Annotated in this window: 23 protein-coding genes; 7 read left to right on the top strand and 16 right to left on the bottom strand. The window is 44.8% G+C overall.

Features of this window, described 5'->3' with window-relative positions:
* Positions 1–40: 40 nt before the first annotated feature.
* From BLT07_RS05110 to BLT07_RS05100, 3 genes are read right to left on the bottom strand one after another with little or no spacing between them, the layout of a single operon-like run.
* Positions 41–2302, bottom strand: coding sequence for a S41 family peptidase (locus tag BLT07_RS05110; protein ID WP_091866409.1), 2262 nt, complete (start codon positions 2300–2302; stop codon positions 41–43).
* An 11-nt stretch (positions 2303–2313) separates the two neighbouring features.
* Positions 2314–4434: a M56 family metallopeptidase gene (locus BLT07_RS05105; protein ID WP_175455263.1), complete on the bottom strand. Its 2121-nt coding sequence runs from the start codon at positions 4432–4434 to the stop codon at positions 2314–2316.
* Complete coding sequence (locus BLT07_RS05100) at positions 4431–4793, bottom strand: BlaI/MecI/CopY family transcriptional regulator (protein WP_091866407.1); 363 nt, start codon at positions 4791–4793, stop codon at positions 4431–4433. Before BLT07_RS05100 ends, BLT07_RS05105 begins: the two co-directional genes overlap by 4 nt.
* Positions 4794–5088: 295 nt before the next feature.
* Here BLT07_RS05100 and BLT07_RS05095 point away from each other — a divergent pair, with 295 nt between their 5' ends.
* Positions 5089–5604, top strand: coding sequence for a DUF456 domain-containing protein (locus BLT07_RS05095; protein WP_091866406.1), 516 nt, complete (start codon positions 5089–5091; stop codon positions 5602–5604).
* Here BLT07_RS05095 and BLT07_RS05090 read toward each other — a convergent pair whose 3' ends face one another.
* Positions 5605–6159 carry a nitroreductase family protein gene (locus BLT07_RS05090; protein ID WP_091866404.1) on the bottom strand — a complete coding sequence of 185 codons (555 nt, stop codon included), beginning with the start codon at positions 6157–6159 and terminating at the stop codon, positions 5605–5607.
* 631 nt (positions 6160–6790) lie between these two features.
* Between BLT07_RS05090 and BLT07_RS05085 the strand changes: the two genes are divergently transcribed.
* The 3 genes from BLT07_RS05085 (at position 6791) to BLT07_RS05075 (ending at position 9678) form a co-directional block, all read left to right on the top strand.
* Positions 6791–7114 (top strand): hypothetical protein, encoded by a 324-nt coding sequence (locus tag BLT07_RS05085; protein WP_091866402.1) that lies wholly within the window; start codon positions 6791–6793, stop codon positions 7112–7114.
* A 273-nt stretch (positions 7115–7387) separates the two neighbouring features.
* Entirely contained in the window at positions 7388–8779 is a 1392-nt protein-coding gene (locus BLT07_RS05080; RefSeq protein WP_091866400.1) for a Gfo/Idh/MocA family protein, read from the top strand.
* 29 nt (positions 8780–8808) lie between these two features.
* Positions 8809–9678 carry a PIG-L deacetylase family protein gene (locus tag BLT07_RS05075; RefSeq protein ID WP_091866398.1) on the top strand — a complete coding sequence of 290 codons (870 nt, stop codon included), beginning with the start codon at positions 8809–8811 and terminating at the stop codon, positions 9676–9678.
* A 16-nt stretch (positions 9679–9694) separates the two neighbouring features.
* On the opposite strand, the gene BLT07_RS05070 is transcribed toward BLT07_RS05075, so the two are convergent.
* The 8 genes from BLT07_RS05070 to BLT07_RS05035 form a co-directional block, all read right to left on the bottom strand.
* Entirely contained in the window at positions 9695–10516 is an 822-nt protein-coding gene (locus BLT07_RS05070) for a universal stress protein (RefSeq protein WP_091866396.1), read from the bottom strand.
* A 250-nt stretch (positions 10517–10766) separates the two neighbouring features.
* Entirely contained in the window at positions 10767–11135 is a 369-nt protein-coding gene (locus tag BLT07_RS05065; RefSeq protein WP_091866394.1) for an iron chaperone, read from the bottom strand.
* Positions 11135–11560: an SRPBCC family protein gene (locus BLT07_RS05060; protein WP_091866517.1), complete on the bottom strand. Its 426-nt coding sequence runs from the start codon at positions 11558–11560 to the stop codon at positions 11135–11137. Before BLT07_RS05060 ends, BLT07_RS05065 begins: the two co-directional genes overlap by 1 nt.
* Positions 11561–11740: 180 nt before the next feature.
* Positions 11741–12232, bottom strand: a complete 492-nt coding sequence (locus tag BLT07_RS05055; protein WP_091866392.1) for a DinB family protein — start codon at positions 12230–12232, stop codon at positions 11741–11743.
* A gap of 139 nt (positions 12233–12371) precedes the next feature.
* Entirely contained in the window at positions 12372–12953 is a 582-nt protein-coding gene (locus BLT07_RS05050; RefSeq protein ID WP_091866390.1) for a YdeI/OmpD-associated family protein, read from the bottom strand.
* A gap of 41 nt (positions 12954–12994) precedes the next feature.
* Positions 12995–13300 (bottom strand): glyoxalase, encoded by a 306-nt coding sequence (locus tag BLT07_RS05045; RefSeq protein WP_245726454.1) that lies wholly within the window; start codon positions 13298–13300, stop codon positions 12995–12997.
* Positions 13301–13424: 124 nt separating this feature from the next.
* Entirely contained in the window at positions 13425–13808 is a 384-nt protein-coding gene (locus BLT07_RS05040; RefSeq protein ID WP_091866388.1) for a VOC family protein, read from the bottom strand.
* Positions 13809–13934: 126 nt separating this feature from the next.
* The gene (locus BLT07_RS05035; protein WP_091866386.1) at positions 13935–14348 is read right to left on the bottom strand and encodes a VOC family protein; all 414 of its coding nucleotides are present in this window, start codon (positions 14346–14348) and stop codon (positions 13935–13937) included.
* A 271-nt stretch (positions 14349–14619) separates the two neighbouring features.
* Here BLT07_RS05035 and BLT07_RS05030 point away from each other — a divergent pair, with 271 nt between their 5' ends.
* Positions 14620–15603, top strand: coding sequence for a GlxA family transcriptional regulator (locus tag BLT07_RS05030; protein ID WP_091866384.1), 984 nt, complete (start codon positions 14620–14622; stop codon positions 15601–15603).
* Between the two features lie 4 nt (positions 15604–15607).
* Here BLT07_RS05030 and BLT07_RS05025 read toward each other — a convergent pair whose 3' ends face one another.
* Both BLT07_RS05025 and BLT07_RS05020 read right to left on the bottom strand, forming a co-directional pair.
* Positions 15608–15934: a TfoX/Sxy family protein gene (locus BLT07_RS05025; RefSeq protein ID WP_091866382.1), complete on the bottom strand. Its 327-nt coding sequence runs from the start codon at positions 15932–15934 to the stop codon at positions 15608–15610.
* An 11-nt stretch (positions 15935–15945) separates the two neighbouring features.
* Entirely contained in the window at positions 15946–17106 is a 1161-nt protein-coding gene (locus tag BLT07_RS05020) for an alpha/beta hydrolase family protein (RefSeq protein ID WP_091866380.1), read from the bottom strand.
* Between the two features lie 148 nt (positions 17107–17254).
* On the opposite strand from BLT07_RS05020, the gene BLT07_RS05015 reads away from it, so the two are divergent.
* Together BLT07_RS05015 and BLT07_RS05010 are read left to right on the top strand one after the other, a co-directional pair.
* Positions 17255–18139 (top strand): nucleotidyltransferase family protein, encoded by an 885-nt coding sequence (locus BLT07_RS05015; RefSeq protein WP_091866378.1) that lies wholly within the window; start codon positions 17255–17257, stop codon positions 18137–18139.
* Entirely contained in the window at positions 18136–19206 is a 1071-nt protein-coding gene (locus BLT07_RS05010; protein WP_091866376.1) for a phosphotransferase enzyme family protein, read from the top strand. Before BLT07_RS05015 ends, BLT07_RS05010 begins: the two co-directional genes overlap by 4 nt.
* A gap of 50 nt (positions 19207–19256) precedes the next feature.
* Here the strand turns inward: BLT07_RS05010 and tamL are convergent, their stop codons facing one another.
* Entirely contained in the window at positions 19257–21578 is a 2322-nt protein-coding gene (gene tamL / locus BLT07_RS05005; protein ID WP_217633292.1) for a translocation and assembly module lipoprotein TamL, read from the bottom strand.
* Between the two features lie 43 nt (positions 21579–21621).
* Positions 21622–26757 (bottom strand): translocation/assembly module TamB domain-containing protein, encoded by a 5136-nt coding sequence (locus BLT07_RS05000; protein ID WP_175455262.1) that lies wholly within the window; start codon positions 26755–26757, stop codon positions 21622–21624.
* Between the last annotated feature and the right edge of the window lie 73 nt (positions 26758–26830).

The following is a 26830-nucleotide window of genomic DNA, read 5'->3' as shown; positions in this document are numbered from 1 at the left end:
TTTAGAGCGTATTTGTATTAAAATCCGGTAAACGTAGGATTCAATTTTTCTCGGTCAGTTCAATGGCCTTTTCCAAGAATTCATCTTTTCCCGATATGACCCCATCGATGGTCTTCTCTATGTAAATATCAGGCAGTATACCTACGGCATGCTGCTGTGAACCATCATGTTTTACTACTTTCATTCCCGTCCACCGTATTGCGTATCCGCCTGACAGTTCAAATGAATTTACGTTACCATTCGTTCCCGCCGTCGGTTGACCGATGATGGTAGCCAAATCATAGCCTTCGATATAGCCCATGAAACTCTCGGCATAGCTTATCGCCCTGCCATCGGTTATAAAAATAATCTGCTTGTCGCCCAAATAGGGTTTTTTGGCCCTCATCTTCCATTCGAAACCTTCGAATCCGACGATTTTTTCCCTGTCGGGATAGACAATTTTAGGCACTTGCATCCAAGCTTCCGTAGTGTCGTTGGATTTTAACAGGTGTGAAATAAACTCATGATTGCTGTTCGGATATCCTCGCATGTCACAAATAATGGACTTATAGTTTACCAATTCAGGCATCAGTTCGTTGATGGCATCCATGGAAACGGCATCCAAATTCAGGTAAAAAACATAGTCGTTTATTGCCTTATAGCTATCCCTTTTAGGAATCAGTGAACGTACTTCGCGATAAAAATCCTTGTCCCTGATCAGTTCCCTATTTTTACCCTTGGAAGTGATTACGAGTTTGCTGTCTTTGGCGCCGAACAAGCTGGCATCCTTTGCCCTATAGGCCAGCCAACCCTGAGTTCCCGCAGAAATTCTGGACTCAATTTCCTTAAAATAGTCCGCAGCGGATTGATTGTCGATACGCGTAACTTCATCGCCGACCTTTAGTCCTTTTTTTTCATCAAAAATATGGGTAATGATGAGTTTATCCTCAATCCATTCCCACGTAATTGGGGGCGCAAAGGTTTCGCTGTCCATCCCTGATACTGAAACATGGCCATCTTTGAGTTCGGCTGTAAATTTTTGAAGGGTTATCAAATGGTCCTTTGCCGTTTTATCGGTAAAACATCTTGAAAGTGCCTTTTCGAAAGCGGCATCCCAATCCACATCGACCACATCAAAATAAGGATAGAAATGTTGGAATACATTGAAGGTATTTATCACATTTCCCAATCTGAAGGCGAGTTGTGCGGGGTCTGACGGAGCGCTTTCCAACTGTTTTTCCAAAAACGTCAGATCCGCTTTTTTTGATTGTGGATAGGTGTGTTCATCATCTGCATACAAAACCAAGGGAATTTGACAAAAAATAGTGCCCCCGAGATTCTTCTCGATCAATTCCCCAAATTTCGGTTCGAAATCGAAAATCGGATTTCCCTTTTCTTCCATGGTGGCCCCAACATAGTCGATTACCGCAGATTTCTCTCCCTCATGCGTATCTTCCAAAACACTGCCGAAGGAATATCCGTAACCCCTAGTTCTCCATTGACCATGTTTATCGTCCAGTGCTTCGCTTTCGAAATCGCTGTTTTCTATGGGGATGTCTATCCATTCCCCGCCATCTTTATAGGAAAGATGAACATCGTCTAAAAGCAGCTTCCCTTTTCCTTTCAAAAAGCAGCCGAACACGAGTGAGGTCGCCAAAGAATCGACATTGCCCTGAATTTCATAGTCCATCCATTCATTTTTGGTAATGGGGGAATTTCCCAAATTATCAAAAAAGCCCTTTGAGCCATCGGAATTATCCACCCGAAACCAAAGATGTCCCGTTCCTTCGGAGCCATCACACAGCTTGACCGATCCCGAATATTTTATGTCCTTCCCCTTATATTCCGCAGCGTCGATAGAAGTCATAACATTTCCAAACGGGGAGGAATTGTCGGTCGTAGATGTTCTATTGATCCGAACACTGAGATACGGCCGGCCTTGAACCGCCATTCCCCTGCTGACCCCTTTATGTTGCCAATAGGTCAATTTGTAATCCTTGGCATCTTTTGGAGTTATTTTTGAAGAATCATACTTCGAAGGCGTTGTTCCCATCTGAAAATCTGCGGAAGGGGCAATCGGGCCAAAAAGTTCTTTCAAAGTTAAGAGGACTTCCTTTTCGGAATTACATTTCTCGATTTGTGCAGCACCATAAATGGCAAAAGCATTCCAATCAAGGTTTGCCGCCTCATCGCTCGGATGAAAATACTTGACATAACCGTATGTTTTTGCGAACGCTTTAAGGTGTGCTATCTTTTCCTCGTCCTGCGCATTGACAATGGAACTGCTTACAACAAGTATAAAAAGCAAGAAGGCATTCTTCATCTATGTTCTTTTTATGATTTGGAGTTTGTAACCGACAACTTTGCAGTTGGTAGCCCAATGTATTGAAAAGTGATAACATCCCCTTTTTCGGCGTTTATGGCAAACGCCCCATCAAAATCGGAAATTACACCGTAATTAGATCCCTGAACCGCTATGTTTACCCCTGGCAAGGGCATTGAGCCATCTGTAATTTTACCGTAGACCATGTTTTTGGCCATATCATAGGTGTATCCTGAAACTTGTATCCGATTCTGATCTGCCTTGGAATGATCAGCTTTTTCTTTTGGGGCATTGTGCCCCGCGATTTGTATGGGCTGCAAATTCCCTCGAAAAGAATTATCTCCTACGGCCCCCTCCTTTGTGATTATCTCGATAACCCCGTTTTTTGCTTTTAAACCATATTTTTTCAGGGCAGCCTCCTTTTTTAAAACGTTTACTGATTTAATTCTCTCGGTATTCATCTCATCTAACTCCGTTTTTGAAGTTTCTTCGCCATCGATAATGACTAATGGATAAGGGCCATTTGAATTCAGGTGGAGTTTTTCCGTTGTTGTATTTCCATCTTGGTTTTTGGAAGAAGAATTAAACCCAGCCTGCTGCAACTTAAAATTAATGGGAATCGAAAACGGTACCCTAACCGCTACGCCCCTTTGCTTTCCCGGCTTCATTTGGGGCAGTTTCTCGATTATCCGTACAGTTTCATCTTCCAATAATGGACTGGGGCCCCGTTTTCTGATATTCGTAATATTACCTTGTTCATCAATAGTGAACATAATCGATACCCTACCTTGAATACTCTGTTTCTGAGCCTCTTCGGGATACCTGAAATTTTTGCTGATATGACTTTGCATCTTTTCCTGAAAACAGGCCCGCGTATTGCTGGCACCTTCACAACCAGGGAATATCGGAACTTCTTCGACCACCGAAAAAGGAACATCCTTGTCCTTTACATTAGCATTAAAGTTTTTCCCGCCGATGGAGAGCTTTAGTACGTCCTGATGATTATCAAATAGACTAAAATCATCTTGTAGGACACTGGATTCGATTTTCATTCGGGCTTTAATCGGAACCCCGTTGGGTCCGGAAATCGTAGAACCTTCCCTTAGAGGTTTTGAGAACTCGATTATGGAATTTTTGTCCTTTAGGGTCAACTTCCAATTCTGCAGTTGAACCGAAAACTCGGTCAATCGGGTAAATACTTCCTTCTCCTCGTCCAAGCTTAAATTTTCGATATCCCCGACGGTTATGGTTTCCTGTTGTTCACTTTCATCGTCAGAAACATCCCGGTCACAAGAGGTATAGAACAGTATACCGATCAACATGGGCACTAAGGCCAAATACTTTACTTTCCAGATATTGAGTGATTTTTCTTTGGTTAACATGACTATCCGTTTTTTGATCAATGGTGAGTTAAAAAATTGATTGATGAATGATATATTCTGGGTTTGAAAGGCCTGGGACAGCAACAATTCGTATTGCTCTTCTTTGCCCGTTTTCGCTACCTGTGCATCGGCGATGAACTCGTGCAGTTCGGATATTCTGTTTTGATAGACATAAACCAATGGATTGAACCATCCAAAAATACGCATCAGTTCGAAGAACAAAAGATCATACGTGTGCCTTTGTTGGATATGTACCAGTTCGTGTTCAATAATATGTTCATGTTCCTTTTCTACGATCCGGTCACCCAGAAAAATGGACCTGAAAAATGAGAAGGCCACGTTGCTGTTACTAACAACAATCCGGGTAAAATCCTTGAAAGATTTGATTTCCCCTTTTCTTCTCAACCGGTACAGCTGTAGCATTTTATACCCGAAAAGCAAGGCGGCCAACAGCATTCCACCGAACAGCAGGCCATGTTCCCAAGAGATGGAAAACCCTGAACTTGCTGCGCCTGAGACGACTACGGCATCGTTTGCACCCCAAAGGTATTCCGGATATGTATAAAATCGTTCAGGAACGTCGGTCTGAAAAGCCTCGATTTTTATCCATGGCAAAAACAATGATATTAGGTAGGTGCCAATCAAGTACGCCCGGTTCCATTGGAAGAAGGTTTCCCGTTTTAGGAAAAAATCGTAGATGATGAGAAACACCAGTTGGAAGGCGATGGATTCTAAGATGTATTGTATCATGGCTTATCCTTTTTTATATCCTTTAAAATCGATTCCAACTCCGAAAGGCTCATATCGTTCTTTTTCATAAAAAAGGAAACCATGCTCTTAAAGGAGCCTTGAAAATAGCCGTCGACCAATTTGTTGATACTCTGGTTACTGTAATCCCCCTTTTTGACCAGTGGAAAATACAGGTGCCCCCTACCCTCTTGTTCGTGGTCGACGAAGCCCTTGCTTTCGAGTATCCGCACAATTGTTGACACGGTATTGTACGCCGGTTTGGGTTCGGGCAGCTCTTCGATCATAGCCGCCACATTGGCTTTTTCGAGCTGCCAGAGAATCTGCATGACCTCTTCTTCCGCTTTTGTGAGTTGTTTCATAATTTATTATCGTTTTTGTCATTCCCTCGCGCCGCCTACTTGGCAGGGTCGAAAGCAAGGCAGAAATCTCTTCAAAACCTTCTTAACCTTGCAAATATAACTAATTTTTTAGTTTAAACTAACTATTTAGTTGTTAAAATTTTGTAGGTATCGTCAGTATCTGTCTGGCTTAGGCTTTTCCGTATCCTTGTGGTCAGAATAAGTACCCAAGTTCCATGGAAAAAATTAGAATGTCCTATTTTTCCACCACCACAACAATTTCACCGTACCTTCGACCAACAAGAAATGAAGTGATATGGATATCGTTTTACTTATTATCGGCTTCATTCTTATGCTTGTCGGTATACTCGGTAGTTTTCTTCCCGTGCTACCCGGCCCGCCAATTAGTTGGGTGGGGCTTCTGTTGTTGCAACTTACGAGCGCAGTTCCACAGAACTGGATTTTCTTGGGTATTACCGGAGCGGTCGCTATAATAGTTGTTGCGCTCGATTACATCATCCCGGCTATGGGTACAAAAAAATTCGGGGGCAGTAGGGCGGGCATGGTCGGCACGACCATCGGACTTTTAGTATCCTTAATTTTTCCAGTGCTAGGTATCTTCGGGATTATTATTTGGCCTTTTATCGGGGCCTTGGTCGGCGAACTCATCAACAAAGCAGACCAAAAAACGGCACTTAAGGCCGCCTTTGGATCGTTTATGGGTTTTTTGACCGGTACCTTTTTGAAGTTTCTGGTTGCCGCGATCTTTTTAGGGCTTTTTATTGCGAAGGCGTGGGAGCATCGGACGGGATTGTTTCCGTTGTTGGACTAGTTACTCCATCCAAACTACCTTCTCCCCTATCGGCGTACGAGTCTGCTCGTCGATTTCCCCATCGTAGTGCCCCATATAAAAGAACCCTAAACAAACCTCCCCCGTGTTTAAGTCAAAAAACTCATCCATATATTTTACAAGTCCCGGGGAGCTCCAATAACATCCGATGCCCATTTCGGTACAGCAGAGCCACATGTTCTGCACGGCCATAGCGACAGCTGCGACTTCTTCCCAATCCGGAATGCGTTCTTGGGGATCCCGCTGCATACAGATGGCGATTATGGCCCCCGCCTTTTTCGGGTTTTCGATTAGTTTTTTCACCTTCACCTGTTTGGGTCTCGCTTCGGTTTCCATATACTTATAGGATAGGAAGAGTCCCAATTTCTCCTTCGCATCGCCCACCATCACCTTAAAGCGCCAGGGTTCAGTCTTTTTATGGGTCGGGGCCCAATTTGCGGCTTCAAGAATTTTTTCAATATCGGACTTGGCAATGGATGCATCATTGTATTGTGCGGGAAATACGGCCCGTCTTTTTTTTATCAAATCAAAAATCATAGTTCGGGTTTTAGAGCATGTTTTAAAACAATGCCCACTTTAAATCAGGAGTTTGAGGTTCTAGCTACAAATTAAATCGGTCGCATACCGAAATAGGGGACCTTTTTAATCTGACGCCAAAGTTCTCAAAATACTGGTTTTGAATAAGCAGTATTTTTGAACACGCTATTAAAAGGACAAAGGTAAAAACAATGCGTTGGCTAATGACTAACGGAAGACGTACTTTTAGATTGTCAAAAAAAATAAAGGCAGGTCGTAAAATCTTAGCCGAAATTGCCGAAACGTGGGTTTCGGTACATGGAATCGATAGGGGGTTCGGACCCTAGTGGACAAAAAGTATTTCCAAATAAAAAACCAAGCCGCTTCCGAAAAATTCTGCATTGCGATGTGGCTTCGGCAATCGCAAGCGACCAAGACCCCTGAATCGCGCCCGTGGGAAATTGGTTGACCCAAGTCCTCATATTAACATAGTGAGGATCTGCCTAGGAAATGAGAAGGAAAAATCTTTCGTGACCTGATAATTCTATCAGTATAGTGTCATCCTTTTTTTTAGCATCAATAAAAATCCGTTAAAAGCTCATGGCCTCTACCAAATGTCCATAACTTATTATAAACCTAAAATATTATAAAAATGAGTAAAAAGAACATAAATAAAAAGCCACAAGAGACACAAGAGACATCAGAAAAGTACAACTCCGAAGTCACAAAAGAGGATATCGATGCCTTAGGAAAGAAGGGACTAAGTATGGACGGCGGCGATGACCGATTGTTGGAGAAAAGAAAGAAAGATATCGACTTCTCGGGCAAGGACCTGGACATAGCTGGAAGGGATGCCACAAACAATACAAATACTAAGAACCTAAAAGATGAAGAAAATACCTTATACGGTCAAGGTACAGAGAGCAAGGAAGGCCTAGAAGCGCCTGAAAGAGCAAACACGGACAAAAGCAAATAGCCAAACCGGTAAGCAAATTAACGGCTGCGTGAGACATAAACTTATACCCCGAATACTATCCTCAGTTTCTAAATTTCCGGCACAAAACGATTCCCCGATTCACATCGAAGTGCAACAATAAGAACCTTGGTCGCATCATACGTTGTAGTATTTGCAATCGATTTTTTATACCTTACGCATCAAAGAAGATGAATCCGTCATGGATTCAGGCCAGTAAAAAACAAAAACTATACTTTTAAGGCATCAATTATTCATCCTTTATAGCGAAACAACATGAAAAAAGACTCCTCAAGAAGGTCTTTCCTTAGAAAAGCAACTTTAGGTTCCGCCGCATTGACCTCTGCACCTCTGGTCTTCGCTTCTTCCTACAAAGAAAAGCTGTGGCTTAACAGATCTTATGAACCCTCTCTCTTTTTGGCCAATGATCAGATCAACCTTGCCCTGATCGGCTGTGGCATCCAAGGTATTCACGATACCCAGACCGCCTTGCAGGTCGACGGGGTCAAATTAGTCGCCGTCTGCGATTTGTACACCGGGCGATTGGATCGCGGTAAGGAACTTTGGGGCGATGCACTTTTTACGACAAGGGACTACCGCGAGCTGTTGAACCGGAAAGATATCGATGCCGTCATTATAGCCACCCCGGACCATTGGCATAAAAAAATCGTCATCGATGCGCTAAAGGCAGGCAAACATGTGTATTGCGAAAAGCCGATGGTGCAAAAGTACGAAGAGGGACAAGATATTATAAAGGCTCAAAAAGATAGCGGAAAATTGTGTCAGATAGGTAGCCAAGGTATGTCTTCGCTTGGCAACGAAAAGGCGAAACAACTATATGCGGAAGGAGCCATCGGCGATATCGTGATGCTCGATTTCTACAACGACCGCTACTCCGCCGAAGGGGCATGGCAATACCCCATTCCACCTGATGCGAGTGCTGAAACGGTGGATTTCGATACGTTTTTGGGCAATGCTCCGAAAGTACCTTATGATAACAAACGCTTTTTCAGGTGGCGGAATTATAGGGATTATGGTACAGGGGTAGCTGGAGACCTTTTTGTACATGCTTTTTCGACATTGAACTACGTTATCAGTTCGAACGGACCCGATCGGGCATTGGCCACAGGCGGTCTGCGGTATTGGAAGGACGGCCGCGATGTACCTGACGTTAGCATTACCTTATATGACTACCCAAAGACCGAAACGCATGCGGCCTTTAATGCAGCTTTCCGTATCAATTTTATAGCTGGCAGCGGCGGTGGCGGCGGATTCAAACTGGTCGGCACCGAAGGCGAAATGGAAATCGGTCAAAACTCCGTTACCCTTAAACGTTCGAAATTGGGGATGGTTCCTGGCGGATATTCGATGATTGCATACACTGAAACCACACAACAAAAAATCAGGGAAGAATATGCCGCCAAGAATTTGGAACCAAGGTCTTCTTCGTTGACCACGGGAGAAACGAAGTGGGAGGCACCCGATGACTACAAGGGCGGCCATTACGACCATTTTTACAATTTCTTCCAGGCAATACGGGGAAAGGGAAAAATCATCGAAGACCCTACATTTGGACTACGGGCCGCCGGCGCGGCACTTTTGGCCAACGATAGTTATTATAGCAAACAGCCCGTTAACTGGGATCCAGATGCCATGAAGCTTGTTTGAGAAACTTTTCAAACCCTAAATAACCGAAAATGAAAAGATTATTTCCTGTTCTTTGTCTTACGCTCCTTACGACCTTGGGTTTTTCCCAAGGGGAAAAAATCAATGTTATCGTTTTTGGGGCTCATCCCGACGATTGTGACAACGATGCTGGTGGTACTGCCATATTATTTTCAAAAATGGGCCACAATGTTAAATTCGTATCATTGACCAATGGCGATGCAGGACATCAGGACAAAGGTGGGGGCGAATTGGCCAAGATCAGGATTGCCGAAGCCAAAGAGGCTGGAAAACGTTTCGGTGTGGAATATACCGTTTTAGATAACCATGACGGCGAATTAATGCCTACTTTGGAAAATCGCCTAAAAGTCATTCGGGAAATCAGAAAATGGAACGCTGATATCGTTATCGCACCGAGACCGAACGACTACCACCCCGACCATCGGTACACCGGAATTTTGGTTCAGGATGCAGCCTATATGGTCATCGTGCCCAACGTGGCACCTGATGTACCGCCGCTTGAAAAAAATCCCGTCTTTTTGTATTCAGAGGATGGATTTCAAAAACCTAGCCCCTTCGAGCCGGATATCGCAGTTAATATCGACGAAGTCTTCGACCAAAAAATTTACGCCATGGCGGCACATGAATCCCAATTCTTCGAATGGCTTCCCTGGACGTCCGGAAAGCTGAACCAGGTGCCCAAAGACGAAAAGGATAGATTGCAATTCTTAACCGATTGGCGTACCTATGCCCCGAACGATGCGACTATTGAAAGTTTGAAAAAATGGTACGGTGACAAGGCTTCATCCGTCAAGCACGCCGAAGGTTTCGAAGTCTGCGAATACGGAAAACAACCTTCCGACGAAGAGATAAAAGTGCTGTTCCCTATGCTTTCGAAATGAGAGACAAGGACGGGATTTAGATCTTAAAGGTAATCACAGGTAAATTAGAATGGTTCGCTACATCCTCCCCGATACTTCCCATAAAAAAATGGGTCAGCCCCTTTCTACCATGGGTCGAAATCGCTATCGCATCGGCATTGTTCGCCGCACTATAGTTCATGATACCTTCTTCCACGCTATAATCACAGTAGATTTCGACTTCAAGGCCAACGTTGACCTTTGCAATAAATTGGTTGATCCGATGGTAAGCGTCCTGCGTGCTCAGAAAACTGTTGCCGGGCGTGTTGATGTAGACGAGGTCCAATTTTGCGGACAATGAATCGGCAAAATGCTTTGCCTTACTGAAGGCCGCTAGACTCTCTTCCTTAAAATCACTAGCGAAAACGATATTTTCCATTTTTAAGTCCTGCTGTCTATTTTTAACGACCAGAACGGGAATCTCAGAATTCCGTACCACCTTTTCGGCATTCGACCCAAAAAAGATTTCGTTCAGACCGTCCGTACCATGGGAGCCCATGACGACAAGATCGACCTGATGTTTTTGGGCCACATCGTTGATTTCATCAAAAACCTTAAAATGTTTTATGATAGGTGTCAATCGGATACCCTTCAAATAGGGCTTGTCCAAAAAGTTGTGAAAACGTTTCTCGGCGGCCTTTAAATACAAAGTGGTCTGTTGTTGTTGTAACGCATCATCTGAGTTGGTGAGCGTATCTGAGAGTTCAAGCATGTGTAGCGCAAAAATTTCAGCTCCGTGCTTGTCCGCAAGTTGGGCCGCCGCTTCTAAAGCAAATTCGGACTGTTCGGAAAAATCGACCGGGACAATTATTTTTTTCATAAATAACTTATTTATTTGACATTGCTATGGAGATGGAAAAATTTTGTTTGCTATTTCTTCATTCGTATCCAGCATTCAAAAGAAGTCAATATTGATAACCCGTAGCACTTAGCATATCGACTTGAAATGACAACGTAAATAAAGATTAATTAGTGCCTAGAAAGCTCAAATCTTTTATACATCCTTTCGTAGGATCGAAATCAAAAAGTGATGAGCTGATCAATTTCGTCAACCAGAAACAATATCCTATTTATTTTCTTGAATCTTTCGCCAAGTTCTCCTCGACCCGGAAAACAACGATTTTACTTATCAAATCGAGCGGCAAAGGTTCGTCCAAAGGAAATTGTACCGAGCCTTTGCCTTGTTTGTAGCCAGATAGCTCTTTTTTAAATCTGTCATGGCCCATAGGGGTCGCGTAAAAGCCGATATGGCTTTTGTAGCCCGCCAAATAGACGAGGGGTTTGCCGTTCAGCTTAAAAGCGGGCATGCCATAGCTGATGGTTTCTTCCGCTTCGGGCGCCGTTTTTTTAATGGTCATTCTGATTTCTTTCAGAACGGTCTGAACATCCTTCGGAAAGCCCGCAATATACGAATCGATAGTTGTAGGGGTGCCGTTCATCAGCTTTTAGATTCTGCGTATATTTTAAAATTGTCCAAAATTGCTTGCCATCCCTCTTGCTGCATTTCTATGGGATTGGTGCTTTCAGCCTCAAAATTTTCAGTAATCTTGGTCGTATTTCCATCGGATAAAAAAACGACTTCGACCTTTCTGCCATCATCCAAAGTGTATGAAATTAGTTTCTTGGCTTTTATCTCATCATAAGTTCCTCCGAAATCAAAGCCCATACTACCGTCTTTGGCCTCCATTCTTGAAACAAACCTGCCCCCTGCTCTTAAATTATTTTCGGCTTTTGGCGTATGCCAATCATCGTTGGCCCTGTTCCAGTTTTTAATATGTTCTGGAGTTGTCCACAATTCCCAGACTTTTTCTACGGGAGCTTTGACGCTCGTTGTTACGGTAATTATTTTACTTTTTATATCCATTTGAAATTTGTTTACAGTGAGGTCGTTTAGACGTATTCTTTTACCTGCATATATCACATTGTGAGGCCCTATTTTCTCATTTTTGAAAACCATAATCCTACTATGCCGTTAAAAAATGACTTCATCTGACCTCAAAAGCCGATATTCCCCGTTCCAAACAATACGTCTAAATGAGTTCATTTAGAGGCCTTGGTCATCGGCAGAGGGCCCATAACTCGCAGGTACCGGAATATTCAACAATCGATAGTACACTCCCAACTGGGCTCGGTGATGGCTAATTTGGTTGAGTCCGTGGCGAATGGCGCCGTATTTTGTCCATTCCATCAATTTCTGGCCGTTCATAGTGAGCGCCCAATTCGGTTCGATGTCCGACTCCGAAGCCTGTTCCAATGCCGATAAGGATGCCTTGTATTCTTGATCCAACACCGATTTTAACTGCGCTTTGTTTTCGATTTTATCCGCTTGCGCTTCGGTGACATCCAGTTCGGAGGTATTCAAGATGACAACCGGCCATCCAAAAATAGTCGCGATATGAGTGACCAAAGAAATCATCTTCATACTTTTTTCATGCGGCGCATAGTTGTTTTCTCCTTCGGGATATTTGTCGAAGAAATTTTTGGTGACATTGTACTCGTAGGTGAACTCATCTTTTAATTGTTGTAATGTGTCCATAGTCTCTATTTTTAGGATGCTAGCCCTAATTTAAGCATTGTTTTTCAAAAATCAGGCCCCGAACTGAAGCAGATGGTGGCGGGAGTGTTTAGGGGCCAGGATTCCTATTGCCATGTTCGGGGTTTTCATCTGACAACAATCACGAATCGTTCAATCCCTTTCCATCGAGAATTTTCTGTGTGTATTTCTCGATCCTACGTTTACGGGTATCCGATTGTTTGGCGTTGGAGAAATACAGCAAGTATCCCCTTTGCCGCCCCGAGGTTAATTCTTGAAAGGCTACTTTCAAATCCTTATTTTCCTTTAGGATCTTCTTAAATTCTTCCGGCACCTCGTAATCGGAAGTGTTTTTCATCTCAACTTCCAAGCCTGCTTTTTCTGCCTCCGTGGCCTCATACACGTATGCCTTCAAAATGTCTTTGCTTTTTTCGATTTCCTCGACACCCGTAAATCGGATTTGCCGTGCAGCCTGCACATTTTTTGTTTGTTGTATTAATAGATCTTCAGTATCTTTTAGCAAGGCACCTTTGTGGAATAGCAATGCACAATAGTCCTTAAATCCGTGAATAAGCACAATATTGCTGTCCTGAAAAGTGTAACAGGGTTTCCCCCATTTAAATTCTTCCTTCAAACCACAGTCAAGAATTATCATTCGAAGTAATGTATACTCCTTTTGCCATTTACTGGGGTCTTCAAAGAAAGCGCTAATATCTTTTTTCATGTTATACTTCCTTTTTAATGAACTAGTAGTACGATTCCCTTTTACCCCTTATACTTATGAAATTCAGTTATGGTCAAATAATACCCGTCCGGATCTCTAAGTGAAAATTCCTTTTTCGTGGAGTTTGGATTATTGTGGATGTCTTCTTCGATGGAGCAGCTAATTTTTTCTACATTTTGTCTAATATTGCCCATATTTTCGGTTCTAAAGTAAAGAATCAGACCATTACCGGCAGTAATACCGGAATCTTTCATTGTAGGATGCTCGTGTGCTCCCCATTTGTGAAGACAGATCAAAACTTCATCATACTTCGAGACTAGGATATCGAATTCTTTTCCCCCGTGCATACTTCTGCAACCAAATACTTATTGATACCAGTTAGAACTGGCTTCTACATCCTTTACGGCTATTTATTGGGTCAATTTTTGTCATCGTATGATTTTTTACCAATATGTTCAACAATATAAAAAATTATTTCATCGACTGTACGCCGATCATATTGCCCTCGGTATCATAAAACAGGGAGATAAACCCGAACTCCCCGATGGACATTTTTGGCTTAAAGATTTTACCCCCGGCTTTTTCCACTCGATTTTCTTCCGTAGTACAATCTTCGGTACCAAAGTAAATAAGCGTGCCGTTACCGCCTGCTTTTTTGCCTTCCATTTTAACCAGGGCGCCGTTGGCCCCATATTTCTCCATGTCGCCCGGGAAGCTTCTCATTTGTGTGGGGTCATCACCGGGATTGGGCAATTCTTCCAATTTCACGTCAAAAACGGTTTCATAAAATTTTGAGGCCCTCTCGATATCGTCTACATAGATTTCGAACCAAACTGATGCATTTGAATTTCTCATGATTATTCTTATTTAAAAGTCATTCCCACAAAGGCGGGAATCTGTTGAATTTTAATGCTCGTCCCGTCTTCCCTCGGCCAGACCTACAACGAGCCCACCTGTGGAGGGGAACACCTTGCAGGTCCTTTACGCTTTTGGCATCTTGTCCATATCCATATAAAGCATGCTCCAACGATGCCCGTCAAGATCTTCGAAACCGAAGGCGTACATCCAGCCTTGGCTTTCCCCGGGTTCAGCAAATACCTTGCCACCTGCCTTTCGAACGGTTTCCGCCATTTCATCGACTTCCGCTTTGCTTTGCGCATCAATATTTATTAGGACTTCCGTGCCCTTTGCGGTGTTGGCAATTTCGTTTGCAGAAAAGGATCTAAAACTTTCTTCGGGAAAGAGCATCATCACAAAGTTGTTTTCCCCGATAAGGAAACCGGCCAAATGTTCTGCTTTTTCGTGCATGGGGTTTTCACGGAAACCGATGGCCTTAAAAAAGGTCTTTGATTTTTTGAGGTTTTTTACGGGAAGGTTTAACCAAACTGTTTTCATAATATGGATTTAAATTTTCGCAGCTTTTCGTTCACACAACGGATGCCATTTGCCGTTTTTCTTGAGTTCCCACTTTTCATGGTACGTTGTTCCTTTTTTATCGAATTCGAGAATGGCACGTTTTTAAGGCCTTCTCAAAGATAAACCGGTTATTTGGTATTGCAAAGGGGTGTTTCCGTCAATGTCACGGGTTGATTGCGACAGATGCTTTGATTATATTAGCTAAATTAAAAAGATACCCCTGTGCGGGAATGACAAAAAAATAATTCGCATGAAACATGTATCCATTCTCGTGCCCAAAGGCCATACCAGTGTTGTGAATATTGGTGGCACCCACCAAATGTTTTCATGGGTCAATGAATTTTTCGAACAGACCGGAAAGGAAGCACTGTTCGATATCCACTTGGTGGGACTCGAAAAACAGACTGAACAGTCCCACGGATTTTTTACTGTAAACCCTGATCAGCTTATTTCAAATCTAAATAAAACCGACCTTATCATCATACCCGCCATCCATGGGAATTTTGAAGAAAACCTCAAAAACAATTCGGAATTTCTTCCTTGGATCGTGGACCAATATAAGGAAGGGGCGGAAATTGTAAGCCTGTGTGTAGCCTCCTTTTTTCTTGCGGAAACGGGACTTCTAGACGGCAAATGTTGTTCCACCCATTGGCAATTCGCGAACGAATTCCGAAAAAAATATCCGAAAGCGGATCTGAAGGACGATAAAATACTGACCGAAGCAGATGGTATCTACACCAGTGGCGGTGCCTATTCCTTTACCAACCTCATCCTATACCTCATTGAAAAATATGCAGGAAGGGATACAGCAGTAATTGCGGCCAAAGGCTTTATGATCGATATCGACAGGAGCAGCCAGTCGCCTTTCATGATTTTTTCCGGACAAAAATCACATAAGGACAAAGCAGTCTTAAAAGCGCAGGAGCATATTGAGCAGCATTTTAACGATAGAATAACGGTAGACGAACTTTGCAAAGAAATGGCGGTAAGTCGACGCACTTTCGAGCGACGCTTTAAAAAAGCGACCGCCAATACCATAGGCGAGTACCACCAAAGGGTAAAGGTGGAAGCAGCAAAAAAAGAACTCGAAAAAGGTCGAAAGACAGTCAACGAAGTCATGTACGAAGTGGGTTATGCCGACCCCAAAGCCTTCAGGGACGTGTTCCGAAAGATTACGGACATGACGCCCATGGATTATTTAAACAAGTACGGAAAAGTCGCGGCGATAGCTTAGCCAATCAGCTGGATGTCAATTTTTCATTAAACTCCAACGCAAGGCGAACCCAATGGTCAAAATCCTTTTCGGACTTTAAATTCTCTTCCTGTATGTGTATGTAACCCTTGTATTCCCGGCCTCCCATTATTACGGTATTGCAGCCGTGCCTCTTGACCTCCCGTTCATGCAGATCTGGGTCTATACGGCACATCATTCTTTCCGGACCAGCGGTCAGGCACATTTTTCCGTTAACCATAAAGGCGAGGCTTCCAAACATTTTTTTCTCCTTGATCGGTAAATGGGTTAACGCTTTTCTAATTCTTTCGGCCAATCTTTCGCTGTACGCCATGATACCATTTTTTAATCCAACTTCAAATAGGCCATAACGGCATCATCGCCCTGTAACGCATTGGCCGGTAACGGGTGTTCGTCGTTAAAAACTTTAAGTTCGTTTTTCGGTAATATCGTAACAAAATCCTCTTTATAGCCATCTTCATAAGGTATGGCTCCGCCGTTCAGCTGTAGATATTCTGCAAAAAAATTATAGACCGGCGCCCTCTTCGAATACCGGTAATCGTGCCGCTCGGCCGGAAGGTGCACATTTTCGACCTTGTGCTCTGCGTCGTAAAGCGCATACACACTTTGAATGTATGGATACTCGATTCTAGGCGTGTTTCGCGTCCAGTCACCGCCATCGGAAACCAATATCATAGGCCTCGGAGCGGCCAGGGCGGCAATTTCCACATTGTTGGTCTGAAAATTGGTGGATTTGTGCACGGGCATGCCGCTTTCACAGACACAGCCGCCGAAAAAGTGGGCGGACACCTGTACGGCCGGAGCGGATGCCGTAATTCTATCGTCGAGCGCGGTCAACATAAAGGTCTGGGTGGCCCCGCCGGAGCCTCCAGTCATTCCGACCCTTTCGGAATCGACGTCAGGGCGTGAGAGCAGATAGTCCAGCACCCTTTTGCTGTTGTAGGTCTGAAGAAACATGGCAATAGGAATCGTATGGGTTACCTGTAGACTTTCTCCCCTACCTACCATATCATAGGCGAACACCACGGCACCCATTCTTGCGAAAACGGCACAGCGGGTCTGTACGTCTTCGAGCAGACGTTTGTCTTGCAGATGCCCATGTGGACTCAAGATGGCCGCCTGTTTTCCCTTGGACTCGGTCGGCCGGTATAAATTTCCGGTAATGTAGAAACCGGGGAAACTTTCGATGGCTATGTTTTCAACGATATAGCCGTCCATTTCTCGGGTGCTATGAACGATGGGATTAAAGTTTCCTGCGATATCGGGCATCTTATCCCATTGCATCCCCTCCCGCATTACAGCCCGTATTTTTTCCGTCCTCGTTTCCCAAGAAGCCCTATCGTTCCATTGTGCGGCAAACGCTTTCATTTGCAAATTGGCTTCATCGGGGGTCCAGTACCGGCCTACACATAGCATATTGCTACCTTGTTGGGCAAAGGTGGTAAGGGAAATCAGAAGTAACAGTAGCTGTATTGATTTTTGCATTTTGGTAACGGATATAACTTACAACTAAAATATAAAATCAATTCCAGTAGTTCGTCCAATTTATAGGGATAATACCAAATAATCGCTCGGGGGGAAGAATTTTACCCGCAAAACCTTATTTTTGCCTCATCCAAAAAAATAGGAATACATGACCTTACTTCTAATGGCCGCGGGAAGCGGTAGCCGATATGGAAAATTGAAGCAATTCGATGACTTGGGTCCCAGAGGGGAATTCTTAATGGAATTCGGTATCAGCGACGCCCTAAATAATGGCTTTGACCATATCGTGGTCATTACCAAAGAAGAAAACCAAAAATTTCTCGACGACCACCTCCGCAAAAGGTTACCTGCCAACATCAAATTGGATGTCTTGGTGCAAAAACTGACCGACCTTCCCCACGGAACCTCTTTTTCGGGCGAACGCCAAAAACCATGGGGCACCGCACACGCCGTGTGGACGGCACGAAACGTCATCGATGGCCCCTTTGCCGTCATCAATGCCGACGATTTCTATGGACAGTCCGCCTACAAAAATGCCGCCGATTTTATTCGGGCGCACCGCAATGACAATACCTTTGCCCTTGTGGGCTATATGTTGAGGGATACGCTTTCAACGCATGGCTCGGTATCCCGTGGCGTTTGCCAAGTAGAGGGTGACAACCTTCTATCGGTAGACGAACGCCTAAAACTGGAACCGGACGGCGACAAGGTCAAGGATCTCGATTCAGGAAACTCCTACTCCGGCGACGAGCACGTAAGCATGAACTTTTGGATCTGCAAACCCTCGATTTTCGAAAAAATAGAGAGCGAGTTCCGAACCTTCCTTGCCGATAAAGAGTTGGGCATGAAAAGCGAGCTTTACATCCCCAAGACCATTCAAGAAATGCTGCAAGCGGGAGAAATCGAAGTGAAGGTAGTACCCTCCGAAGGCGATTGGTTCGGCGTTACCTATTCGAGCGATCGTGAAAATGCCGTGGCCATCCTTCAGGAAAAAACGGAAGCCGGCAAGTATGATTCACCGCTTTGGAAATGAAAAACTATTCCGACCGCGACCTGAACGCCATTTTGGCCTATTTTTCCGTTGCGGAAAAAGAATATACGTTCAACCCCCTGACCGATGGTTATATCAACGACACCTTTTTGGTGTTCGAAGACAGTGCCCCCCGCTATATATTGCAGCGGGTCAACCATAAGGTGTTCAAGAATATCTCAGGGGTGATGAATAACATTAATCATGCCCTTAGGAATTTAACGGCACCCGATTACAGTAAAATCAACTTGGTCGAAACCAAAGCCGGAAAGGAGTATTTGGAACTCCATAGCGACAGCTCGGACTATTGGCGGATGATGACCTATATCGACGAGAGTACGGCCCACAATACGACCTCAGACCCCAAAATCGCTTTTGAAGCGGGACGCATCATCGGCAAGTTCCATTTACTTCTGGAAAATGAGGATGCCGAGAATTACGTGGATACGATTCCCAGGTTTCATGACCTTGAACTGAGAAAACAGCAATTCGAAACCGCTCTTACCACCGCTGCCACCAAGAAAAAAGAAGTTGCGAAATCGGCAATCGATTTTACGCATGAAATTCTGTCTGTTTTGGAGAAAATAAATCCCTCGGCACAACCGGTCCGTATCTGCCATAACGATACCAAGCTCAACAATATCCTTTTTTCCAGGGAGACCGGCAAAGCCCTGTGCCTAATCGATCTCGATACTTTGATGACCGGCCGCTTTCTGTTCGATTTCGGGGATGCCGTCCGTACCATAGTCAATACTGCTCCCGAAGACGAAAAAGATCATAGCAAAATCACTTTTGAAAAGGAGCTCTTTGAAGCTTTTGTGGATGGTTTAGCCGTAAATAAATCGATGTTCTCAAAAAAGGAGACAGAGACGATGCCCTGGGGTGCGGTTCTAATGCCCTTTCTACATGGAATCCGTGCCCTGACCGATTACCTCAACGGCAACATCTATTACAAGGTGGCCTACGAAAATCAAAATCTTGACCGATGTTTGAGCCTTTTTGATTTTACGCGGAAGACTTTGGATGAGATGGAGTATATGGAGGAAGTGGTGCGCGGCAAGTTAGGTTGAAAGACCTACAATAAGGTCGCTACAAGACCACGCCCTGCCAGTCGCCACCGTCAAAACGGATACCCAATCGCAAAATTGAACACCAAATTATTGCTGCCCCCATCAAAAAATGGAGTGCGTATCCTTTCGCCCTCGGGCAGATAAGGTATCTGAATCGGGGAGGCGAGATCCAAACGGATGACAAAACTTTGAATGTCAACGCGCAGTCCGAAGCCTACCCCGATTCCCAATTGCTTCGTCCAATCTTTCCCGAACTGTCCCTTGGTGGATAGTTCTTGGTTGAAATCCTGCGTGGCCTGCGGCTCGTCATCAGAGATATCGAGTTTATTGGTCAGCCACACATTGCCGGCATCGGCGAAGAATGCTCCTTTCAGGTAGGAAATAATCGGAAAGCGATATTCTAGGTTCGCTTCCAACTTCAGGTTGCCCGATTGGTCGAAGAACGAGGTGGTTCCATCGCCTTCGGAAGAAAAAGTGCCCGGCCCCAAAGATCGGATCTTAAATGCCCGAACACTGTAAGGTCCGCCTGAAAAAAATTGCTTCACAAAGGGCAGGGTCGACGAGTTGCCGTACGGAATGCCCCATCCGGCGTAGACCCGGGTGATAAAGGCCTGTTCCTTGCCCCATTTGAAATAGTAGCGCAAATCGACATCCAATTTGGCGTATTGGGCGTATTCCAATCCGAAAACGGTGTTCTTGTTGCCGCTCACCAAGCTCAATAGATTACCCGCAATGTCGAGATTTGTGGAAAAAAAGAAGGGATTCGACTTCTCCTCATCGGCCAGTTCGTTATAGGTAAAGCCGTAGTTAAGACTAGCTATAAACTGCTGTTGGAAACTTTGCCGTAGAAAGGGATTTTTAGCCAAAATACTATCGAATTCCGCGGTAGTATTCGCCAGGTTTACATAGGTCAAATTAATGGGATTCAATTCGTGGTAAACGTATTTATTGGCGTTCCATGTGTATCCAAAGGTTGAATTCACCGAGGTAAGAGTATACAATTTACTGCGTTTCAAAATATCGCCGCCCAAACTGATCTTGGTCTTGGGTACGGAATACTTAAAACGGCTAGGGGAAAAGGGCACCAGCCTGGGAATCACCAAATCGGCCCTCAATCCGCCTGCGATACTGCTCAGACCGGAATTGCTTCCGGCCGAAATTTGGGTCTCGTACGAAAAATTGCCACTAAGGCTAAAGGTCTCCCCGCCACGAAAAAAATTGCGGTTGTTATAGGTCAACGCAACACCGGGCCCCGCAAATCCGTTCGATTTACTTACCGCCTGCAGCTCGGCGCGCAGGGATCGTTTGTTCAATGGGGATAGAAAGATATCGGCATCGAGTAGGCCATTACCGTTTTCGTTCGCCACGGTATCCTTTTCGCTAAAGCGGGTATTCACAAATTTATAGCTGCCGATTGACGACAAACGGTTACTGGTCAAACGGGCGGTCTGCGAATTGTAGTTCTGCCCTTTTTCGAAGAGGATGTAAGGTTCGAGTTTTTTGGGCTTGAAAAATTCTTCCCGCTGTACGAAGTTGATGCCGTTAACGGTATCGGAAACCCGCGTCAAGGTGTCGCTACCAATACTATAATTGGGATGCACTGTAATGGAATCGATAGTATACGGAATCACCGAGCGGCTCGGCGTACCCTCTTTCAATCGTAGAAAAAGGTCGAACTTTTTGTTGTCATAGCGGTTGGTATCGGCCTCGAAAATGAGAAAATCGGGATTGAAATTATAATACCCCCGTTGCTTCATCGCGACATCGATACGTTCGCGTTCGAATTTCATCAATTGCAAATCGAATCGGTCGCCCGGTTTAATTCTGGTCTCCGATAGCAAATCCTGTATCTCATCGTAGATGGGCAGCGAATCTTTTTCCAACTCGAATTTTTCGAGGGTATAGGGTTGGGGCACATCGACCGTATATTTTACACCGGCAAACTTTCTCGTGCTGTCGATTTCCGAATTGGCCTTGCCGTAGAAAAATCCTCGATTGTCCATACGGTTCAAGATCAGTTCTTCGACCCGCTGGGGATCGACTTCCGAAAAATAGACCGGCTCCTCCCCTATTTTCTTGTTGAGCCATTTGTTGATAAAGCCCGGTTTTTCGCGTTGTGCCTTGTAGTGATAGTAAAGCCCCAACCGCATGCCTATAATTTTGGAATTGGGCTCGGGCCGTAGAAGGGTATTCAGCTCCGCGTTCAATGCATCGATTTTGATATCCTTGGCATTCTCTTCTAAAGTAGTCTCTATTTCAGCCCCTGTGTAAAGGGTTTCGCCTTCGGGAATATATTTTTTTATACTGCACGAGGAGGTGACTAAAAAGGATAGTAAGAAAAAAATATATCTATATGTGGATGTAGTATTCAATGGGAATCGTCGTTTTCTTTTTGAAATAGGTTGCAATTAGGTATTATTTCTTCTCTTTTGACTCGTTCTTGACGCTATCGTCTTTCTTATCATTATCCTCACTATCCGCGTTTTTATCGGTATCCTCTTTATCAACCTCCACCTCCTCTTTAACCTCCTCTTTCAGAGGATTAAAAAGCTCGCTGAACTTATTGAACTCCCGATTGAATATCAAGGCCGCGCCCGTTACGATCAACTGCCCGTCGATGACATTGGTATACTCGTTTTTTCGGAAGCCCCTTAATCGATACCTCCCGTTTTCGGTCAGCAAATATTCTAGACTAACGTTTCCGATGAGCGGGGTCGAACCTTGGCTCTGCGACGAACTGCCCTCGACATCTACCGCACTGCCCGCGGTGACAATCAAGCGGTCGTCGAACAGTTTTTTCTGGGCGTTGATATTGAGCTGGGTACGGTCTTGGGGACTATCGCCCTGATAATCGGTAAAGCTGTCGAGGTCGAAATTGAGGTCGATGCCGGTATTGCCAAAAACCTTATCGGAATAGGAGTTCAACTGTCCCGAGAGCATCTTGTTCACATTGTCCCTCGCAATTGCCGCGGTACCGCCGCCACTACCATCACTTCCGGAGACCGGAAAAAACTTATTGAGCGCCAAAAGCGAAAATACTTGCTTGTTCAGTTCGCTTTCTTGTTCGTTCAGTTGCTGTACCCGACCGTATACCGCGCCGCCCAGGGCACCTTGCTCATCCTCGGGCATATCCATCCCGAAAGATAGTTTGGGCTGCAACAGTTCGCCCTTTACATTAAGGTATACCAAAAAGGGCAATACCTGGCGAAATTTTCCGGCCACATTAGGATCTTCTCCCGAAGTTACCGTGGTCATCAAAGGCGCCGCTGAGGTTTCTACCTCATAGACGGCGGTAACATCCAAGGCCGCGTCCATCGGTTCACCCCGCCAAGTAACGGTGCTTCCGGGCTTTATCTCGAATTTACGTTTTACTAAATTATAGAGACTGGTTTCGTAGTGGCCGGAGTTCACCTCGTACCGGCCGGAAAGACCGATTCTTCCGTTCGGCTCTATATTTAGGTTCAAGGCCGCCTCACCGGAAACCTGCAGGTTATCGCCGGTCTTTTTGTCGATAATCACGTTGAATACAGCATCGTTGGCGATTTCCAGTATGGCATCGACGTTCATCCCCTTAAAAAATGCCGGGGCCTCTTCTTCTTCGTTTTTGGTGAGTATGGCATCGGGATTTTCGCGGTTGACAAAGATAACCACACCGTCTCTTTCCTGCACGTCCAATTGTTCTTCGGGCACTACGAAGGTGACGTCGGTGACCTTTCGTATGCGCAGTTTTCCTTCTACCTTAGGAAGGTCAAGATTGCCCCCCACCGTCATATCGGTATCGAAGCTGGCCTTGCCGTAAAACAGTTCATTATCTTCTTCGGTGGAGTTCAACACCTGAAAAGCCTTGGCCTTCAGGCTAAGGTCAAAAGCGGGATTGGTCAATTCTTCGGTCAGGATAGAACCGCCGATAGTAAACGCGTTGTTGTTGGCATCCGAAATCTTAAAGGTGTCAAGATAGAGTCCGGAATTATCCACTTTTAGCGTTTCATTATCTATTTTGAATACATTATTTAAGGTAGCCGCGTTGAACGCCACTTGATTGAAATCGAACTGCCCTTGGTATTTGGGTTCGGCGGTGGTTCCGCTGACTTTTACGTTTCCAGATACATATCCGCTGGCCTCTTTGATCGCCCCTTGGGAAAGACCTTCGATTGCCGCAAGTTCCACTTTGTTCAAAATGAGATCCAAATCTAGTTTTGCACCGGCTTCGGCAGCGGCATAATCTCCCGTAAGATCAAAATCGATGCCCCCGTCTTTTAAGGCAAGGTCAAAATCGTAGCTTCCCTGACCCTTTGACGCAGCATTCAACGAAAGATTTCCTAAGGCATTCTCCATGACCTTGAGATCGTCAATGTTGAAATCGGCCACGATGCCCGTCGCACCATAAGGATTTTCGACCACCACGTTCCCCTTTACCAATCCCCCCGCCAAGGCTTCGTCAGGATTCAATAGACTTAAAATAGTCTGCAACTTAAAATTATCAAAACGCAAACCGATATGCTCTTTTTCTACGCCCTCGATAGCATTGCTTAGGGTAAGCCGTTGGTCGTTACGGCTAAGGATAAAGTTTTTAAAATGCAACAGCTTATCCCCTATAGCTATTTGATTATCTTCCGGAACGGACCATGGCTTTTTGTTGAATACTAGGTTTTTGGGGGAAATGCTCAAGTTGACCGTATCTTTTTTCAAGGCCATTTCCGCCGCCAGGTGCACCAGTTGTTCTTGGTCGTCAAAAGAACTGAAGTCCAAATGCATCTGCTTGTTCTTTAGGTCCCCCTTGAAAAGTATGCGTTTCACATTTATGGGGTCGGATTTCAAGGCCGCCAGTCCCGCGCTAAAATCGAGATCGGTAGCATTACCGTCGAGCAGTACCTCAAGGCTGTCGACGGATGAACCGGCATAGGTGACGGTAGGCAGGTCGAGCCTGGCCGACAGCTTTTTAGTGGATGCGTCAAAATCGGCTTTTAAATTTAAGGTATCCAAACGTTCCAAGCCTTTGAGGAATACATCCGTTAAAATAGGGAGGGTCCTAAAATGCGCATTCATTTGTAATCGCACGGCGTCGGAAATGGTATCGGAAACAACGGCATCGGAGAAATACCCCTCGAACTGCCTTTGCAGGGCGGCGGTAATCTTATCGGGAGTGGCGTTGGACTTCAGGTCGCCTGTGAGAAAATCGCTGTCGATGCTGGCTTCGGTACTTTTTGTGCTAATTGCAGCATTCAGATGGATGTTGCCCAGTTTGTACTGTTTGTTTTCGTAGACCACGGTACCTTCGGAAAGTAGGCCGTCAATGCTAAAATCTTCGGCATTTCCGCTGAAATTGGCATTCAATTTCATCCCTGCCCTGATATTTTCTTGGGTGACCCCCAATGCCTGCAAATCGGCCCCGATCAGGTTTAAATCGAGTTTTATGTTGGAGTCCAACGAATCAAGGTCGACTTGAAAGTTCGTCTTCAGGTTCAGGTTATCATCCTTAAAATTCAGGTCGATATCGCCCTTGCCGTCGACGATATCCCCTTCTAACGCGAGATTCGAAAAATCATAATCCTTGAAAGAAAGTTGCTGGAAATCGGATTTTAAGGAGACGTTGAGCGTGCTGGAGCTGCTGCCACTACCCTTGGCGTCCATGGTAAAGGTTATTGCCCCCAGCTGTTCGTTTTTTAAGATTTTGTCCAACTGCAGACTATCCACTTTCAAATTGCCGTCAAAAGCGATGCTCTGTCGATTGGAATAGCTACCGGTAAGCTGTACGGTACCTTCGGGAATTTTCAGGAGGACATCCGCAGCCATATCATCGACGGAGCCCTTAGCGGAGGCATCCACAAGAATCGTTTCGGGTATGGATATGCCCAAACTATCTTCGGATACAAATTGCAACACATCATTTCTTGCGGAAGTAGCCCTAATGGTATTGAAATCAAAGGAAAGAGACTCGGGTTCTGTGACATGGTTCACCTGCCCCTTTGCGACTAGCGAGGTGGTTTCGCCCCAATCGATATTCAAATTCGGTATTTGGATACTGGCCAAAGTACCGTTGGCCTCAAGATTACCGGTAACGGGTCTTTCGGCCACTTTTTTGATGTATTCGTTGTTGGCGAGGTCGGGCTGAAAAACATAGGCATCCTGCAGGGCCAGATTCAGGTCGGGAATATTTATATCGATTTGGGCATTTTCAGGAGTTTCGATCAGTGCGTCTACGGAGGCATATTCCAAAGACATATCTCCTGAAACGGAACTGTTTTTCGTTCGAATTTTTAGCCCCGAAATGGCCGCGCTGCCATCTTTAAGACGGGCACTGAAGGCGAAATCCTTTAACTGGAATCCGCTCTTTTCGTTAAAGGCTAGTTGCCGCAGCTCTAGGTTTGCGGCTTTTGGCCGATATTCGATTGCGCTGGCCTGAAAGGTGAAATGGGAAATGGCCACGGCATCGGGATTGAACTTTCCGGCTTGGGGACTATTATTTCCCGTAGCGTAGGCGATATTGTTGTTTTCAAAATCGATCTTATCCACTTGCACCAAAAATTCCGGCCATTCGAAACCGGTATGGGCAACGGCAACCGAGTCTTCCGATTGTGCTGACTGCCCGGGCATCCGCAGGGAAATATCGGAATTTTTAAGCTCCAAAGTTGCTACCTCGATATCGTTCTTGGCGAGATCGGCTTTTGGCAATTCCAATAGGAAATTCCCGATTTCGACATCGGCCATTACGCTATCCGGCAAGGAGTGGTAATTCGCCCTTACCTTCTCGATCTTAAAACTTTCGACCGCCAGAAAGGGTAAAGCCGTTTCGGTGGTATCCTCCGTTTCCGGAAAGGGCTTGGTCTGCTTATAAACAGCCTCGGTGTCGCTCAGTTCGAGATCGTCCAATTCGAAACGCATGGCCTCTAGATCGATGGTATTGGCCTCCAAGTATAATCGACCGAGCCTGAATTTACTGTCAATACCCATAAATCCATCATCGTAAACGATATCAAAATCGTTCAAATCAATGGAACCAACGTTGATCGCCATAGGTTCGGATTTCGCTTGTTCGGGAGCAGGAACCGAATCCTGCGACACAAAGGCATCGATTAAAAAAGTAAAATTGAAATCCTCGGAACCTTCCTGTCGGGTGACATTCGCTTTTAGGCCTTCCCATCTCAAATATTCGAGATCGAATTCGTTCCCAAAAGTCAGCTGCGACAAGCCCACATCGGCTTCCAAGGCCTTTGAATAGACTAAAGTATCCCCTTTTTTATCCTCCAGATATAAGCCTTCCAAAGACAAATTCCCTGAAAACGTGAGGAACAAACGGTCAATCTCGACCTTCGTACCCGTTTTACCAGAAACATAATCCGTAGCCTTCGTCACAATGATATCCTGCCCCCAAGGGCTGCGGATAAAAAGCACCAAAGCCACAAATAGCAAGATTATTACGAGGAACACCCGACCTAAACGCCGTAAAATTTTATTTCTTTTCTTTTTCTCCAAAGTGGGTCGATAAGTCTCATAAAATTCAAAAGTAAAACCTTTGCTTATGAGTTTTTGCCAATTCTGTATTAATTTCAAACCGCTACATTCAGGGCTATTTACGAAAGTATTCGATAATGGGATGATGTAAATGAAATTATTTTTGAGGGTA

The sequence above is a fragment of the Pricia antarctica genome, from assembly GCF_900101815.1.
GTDB lineage: Bacteria > Bacteroidota > Bacteroidia > Flavobacteriales > Flavobacteriaceae > Pricia > Pricia antarctica.
This window is presented reverse-complemented; position numbering and strand designations above follow the sequence as displayed.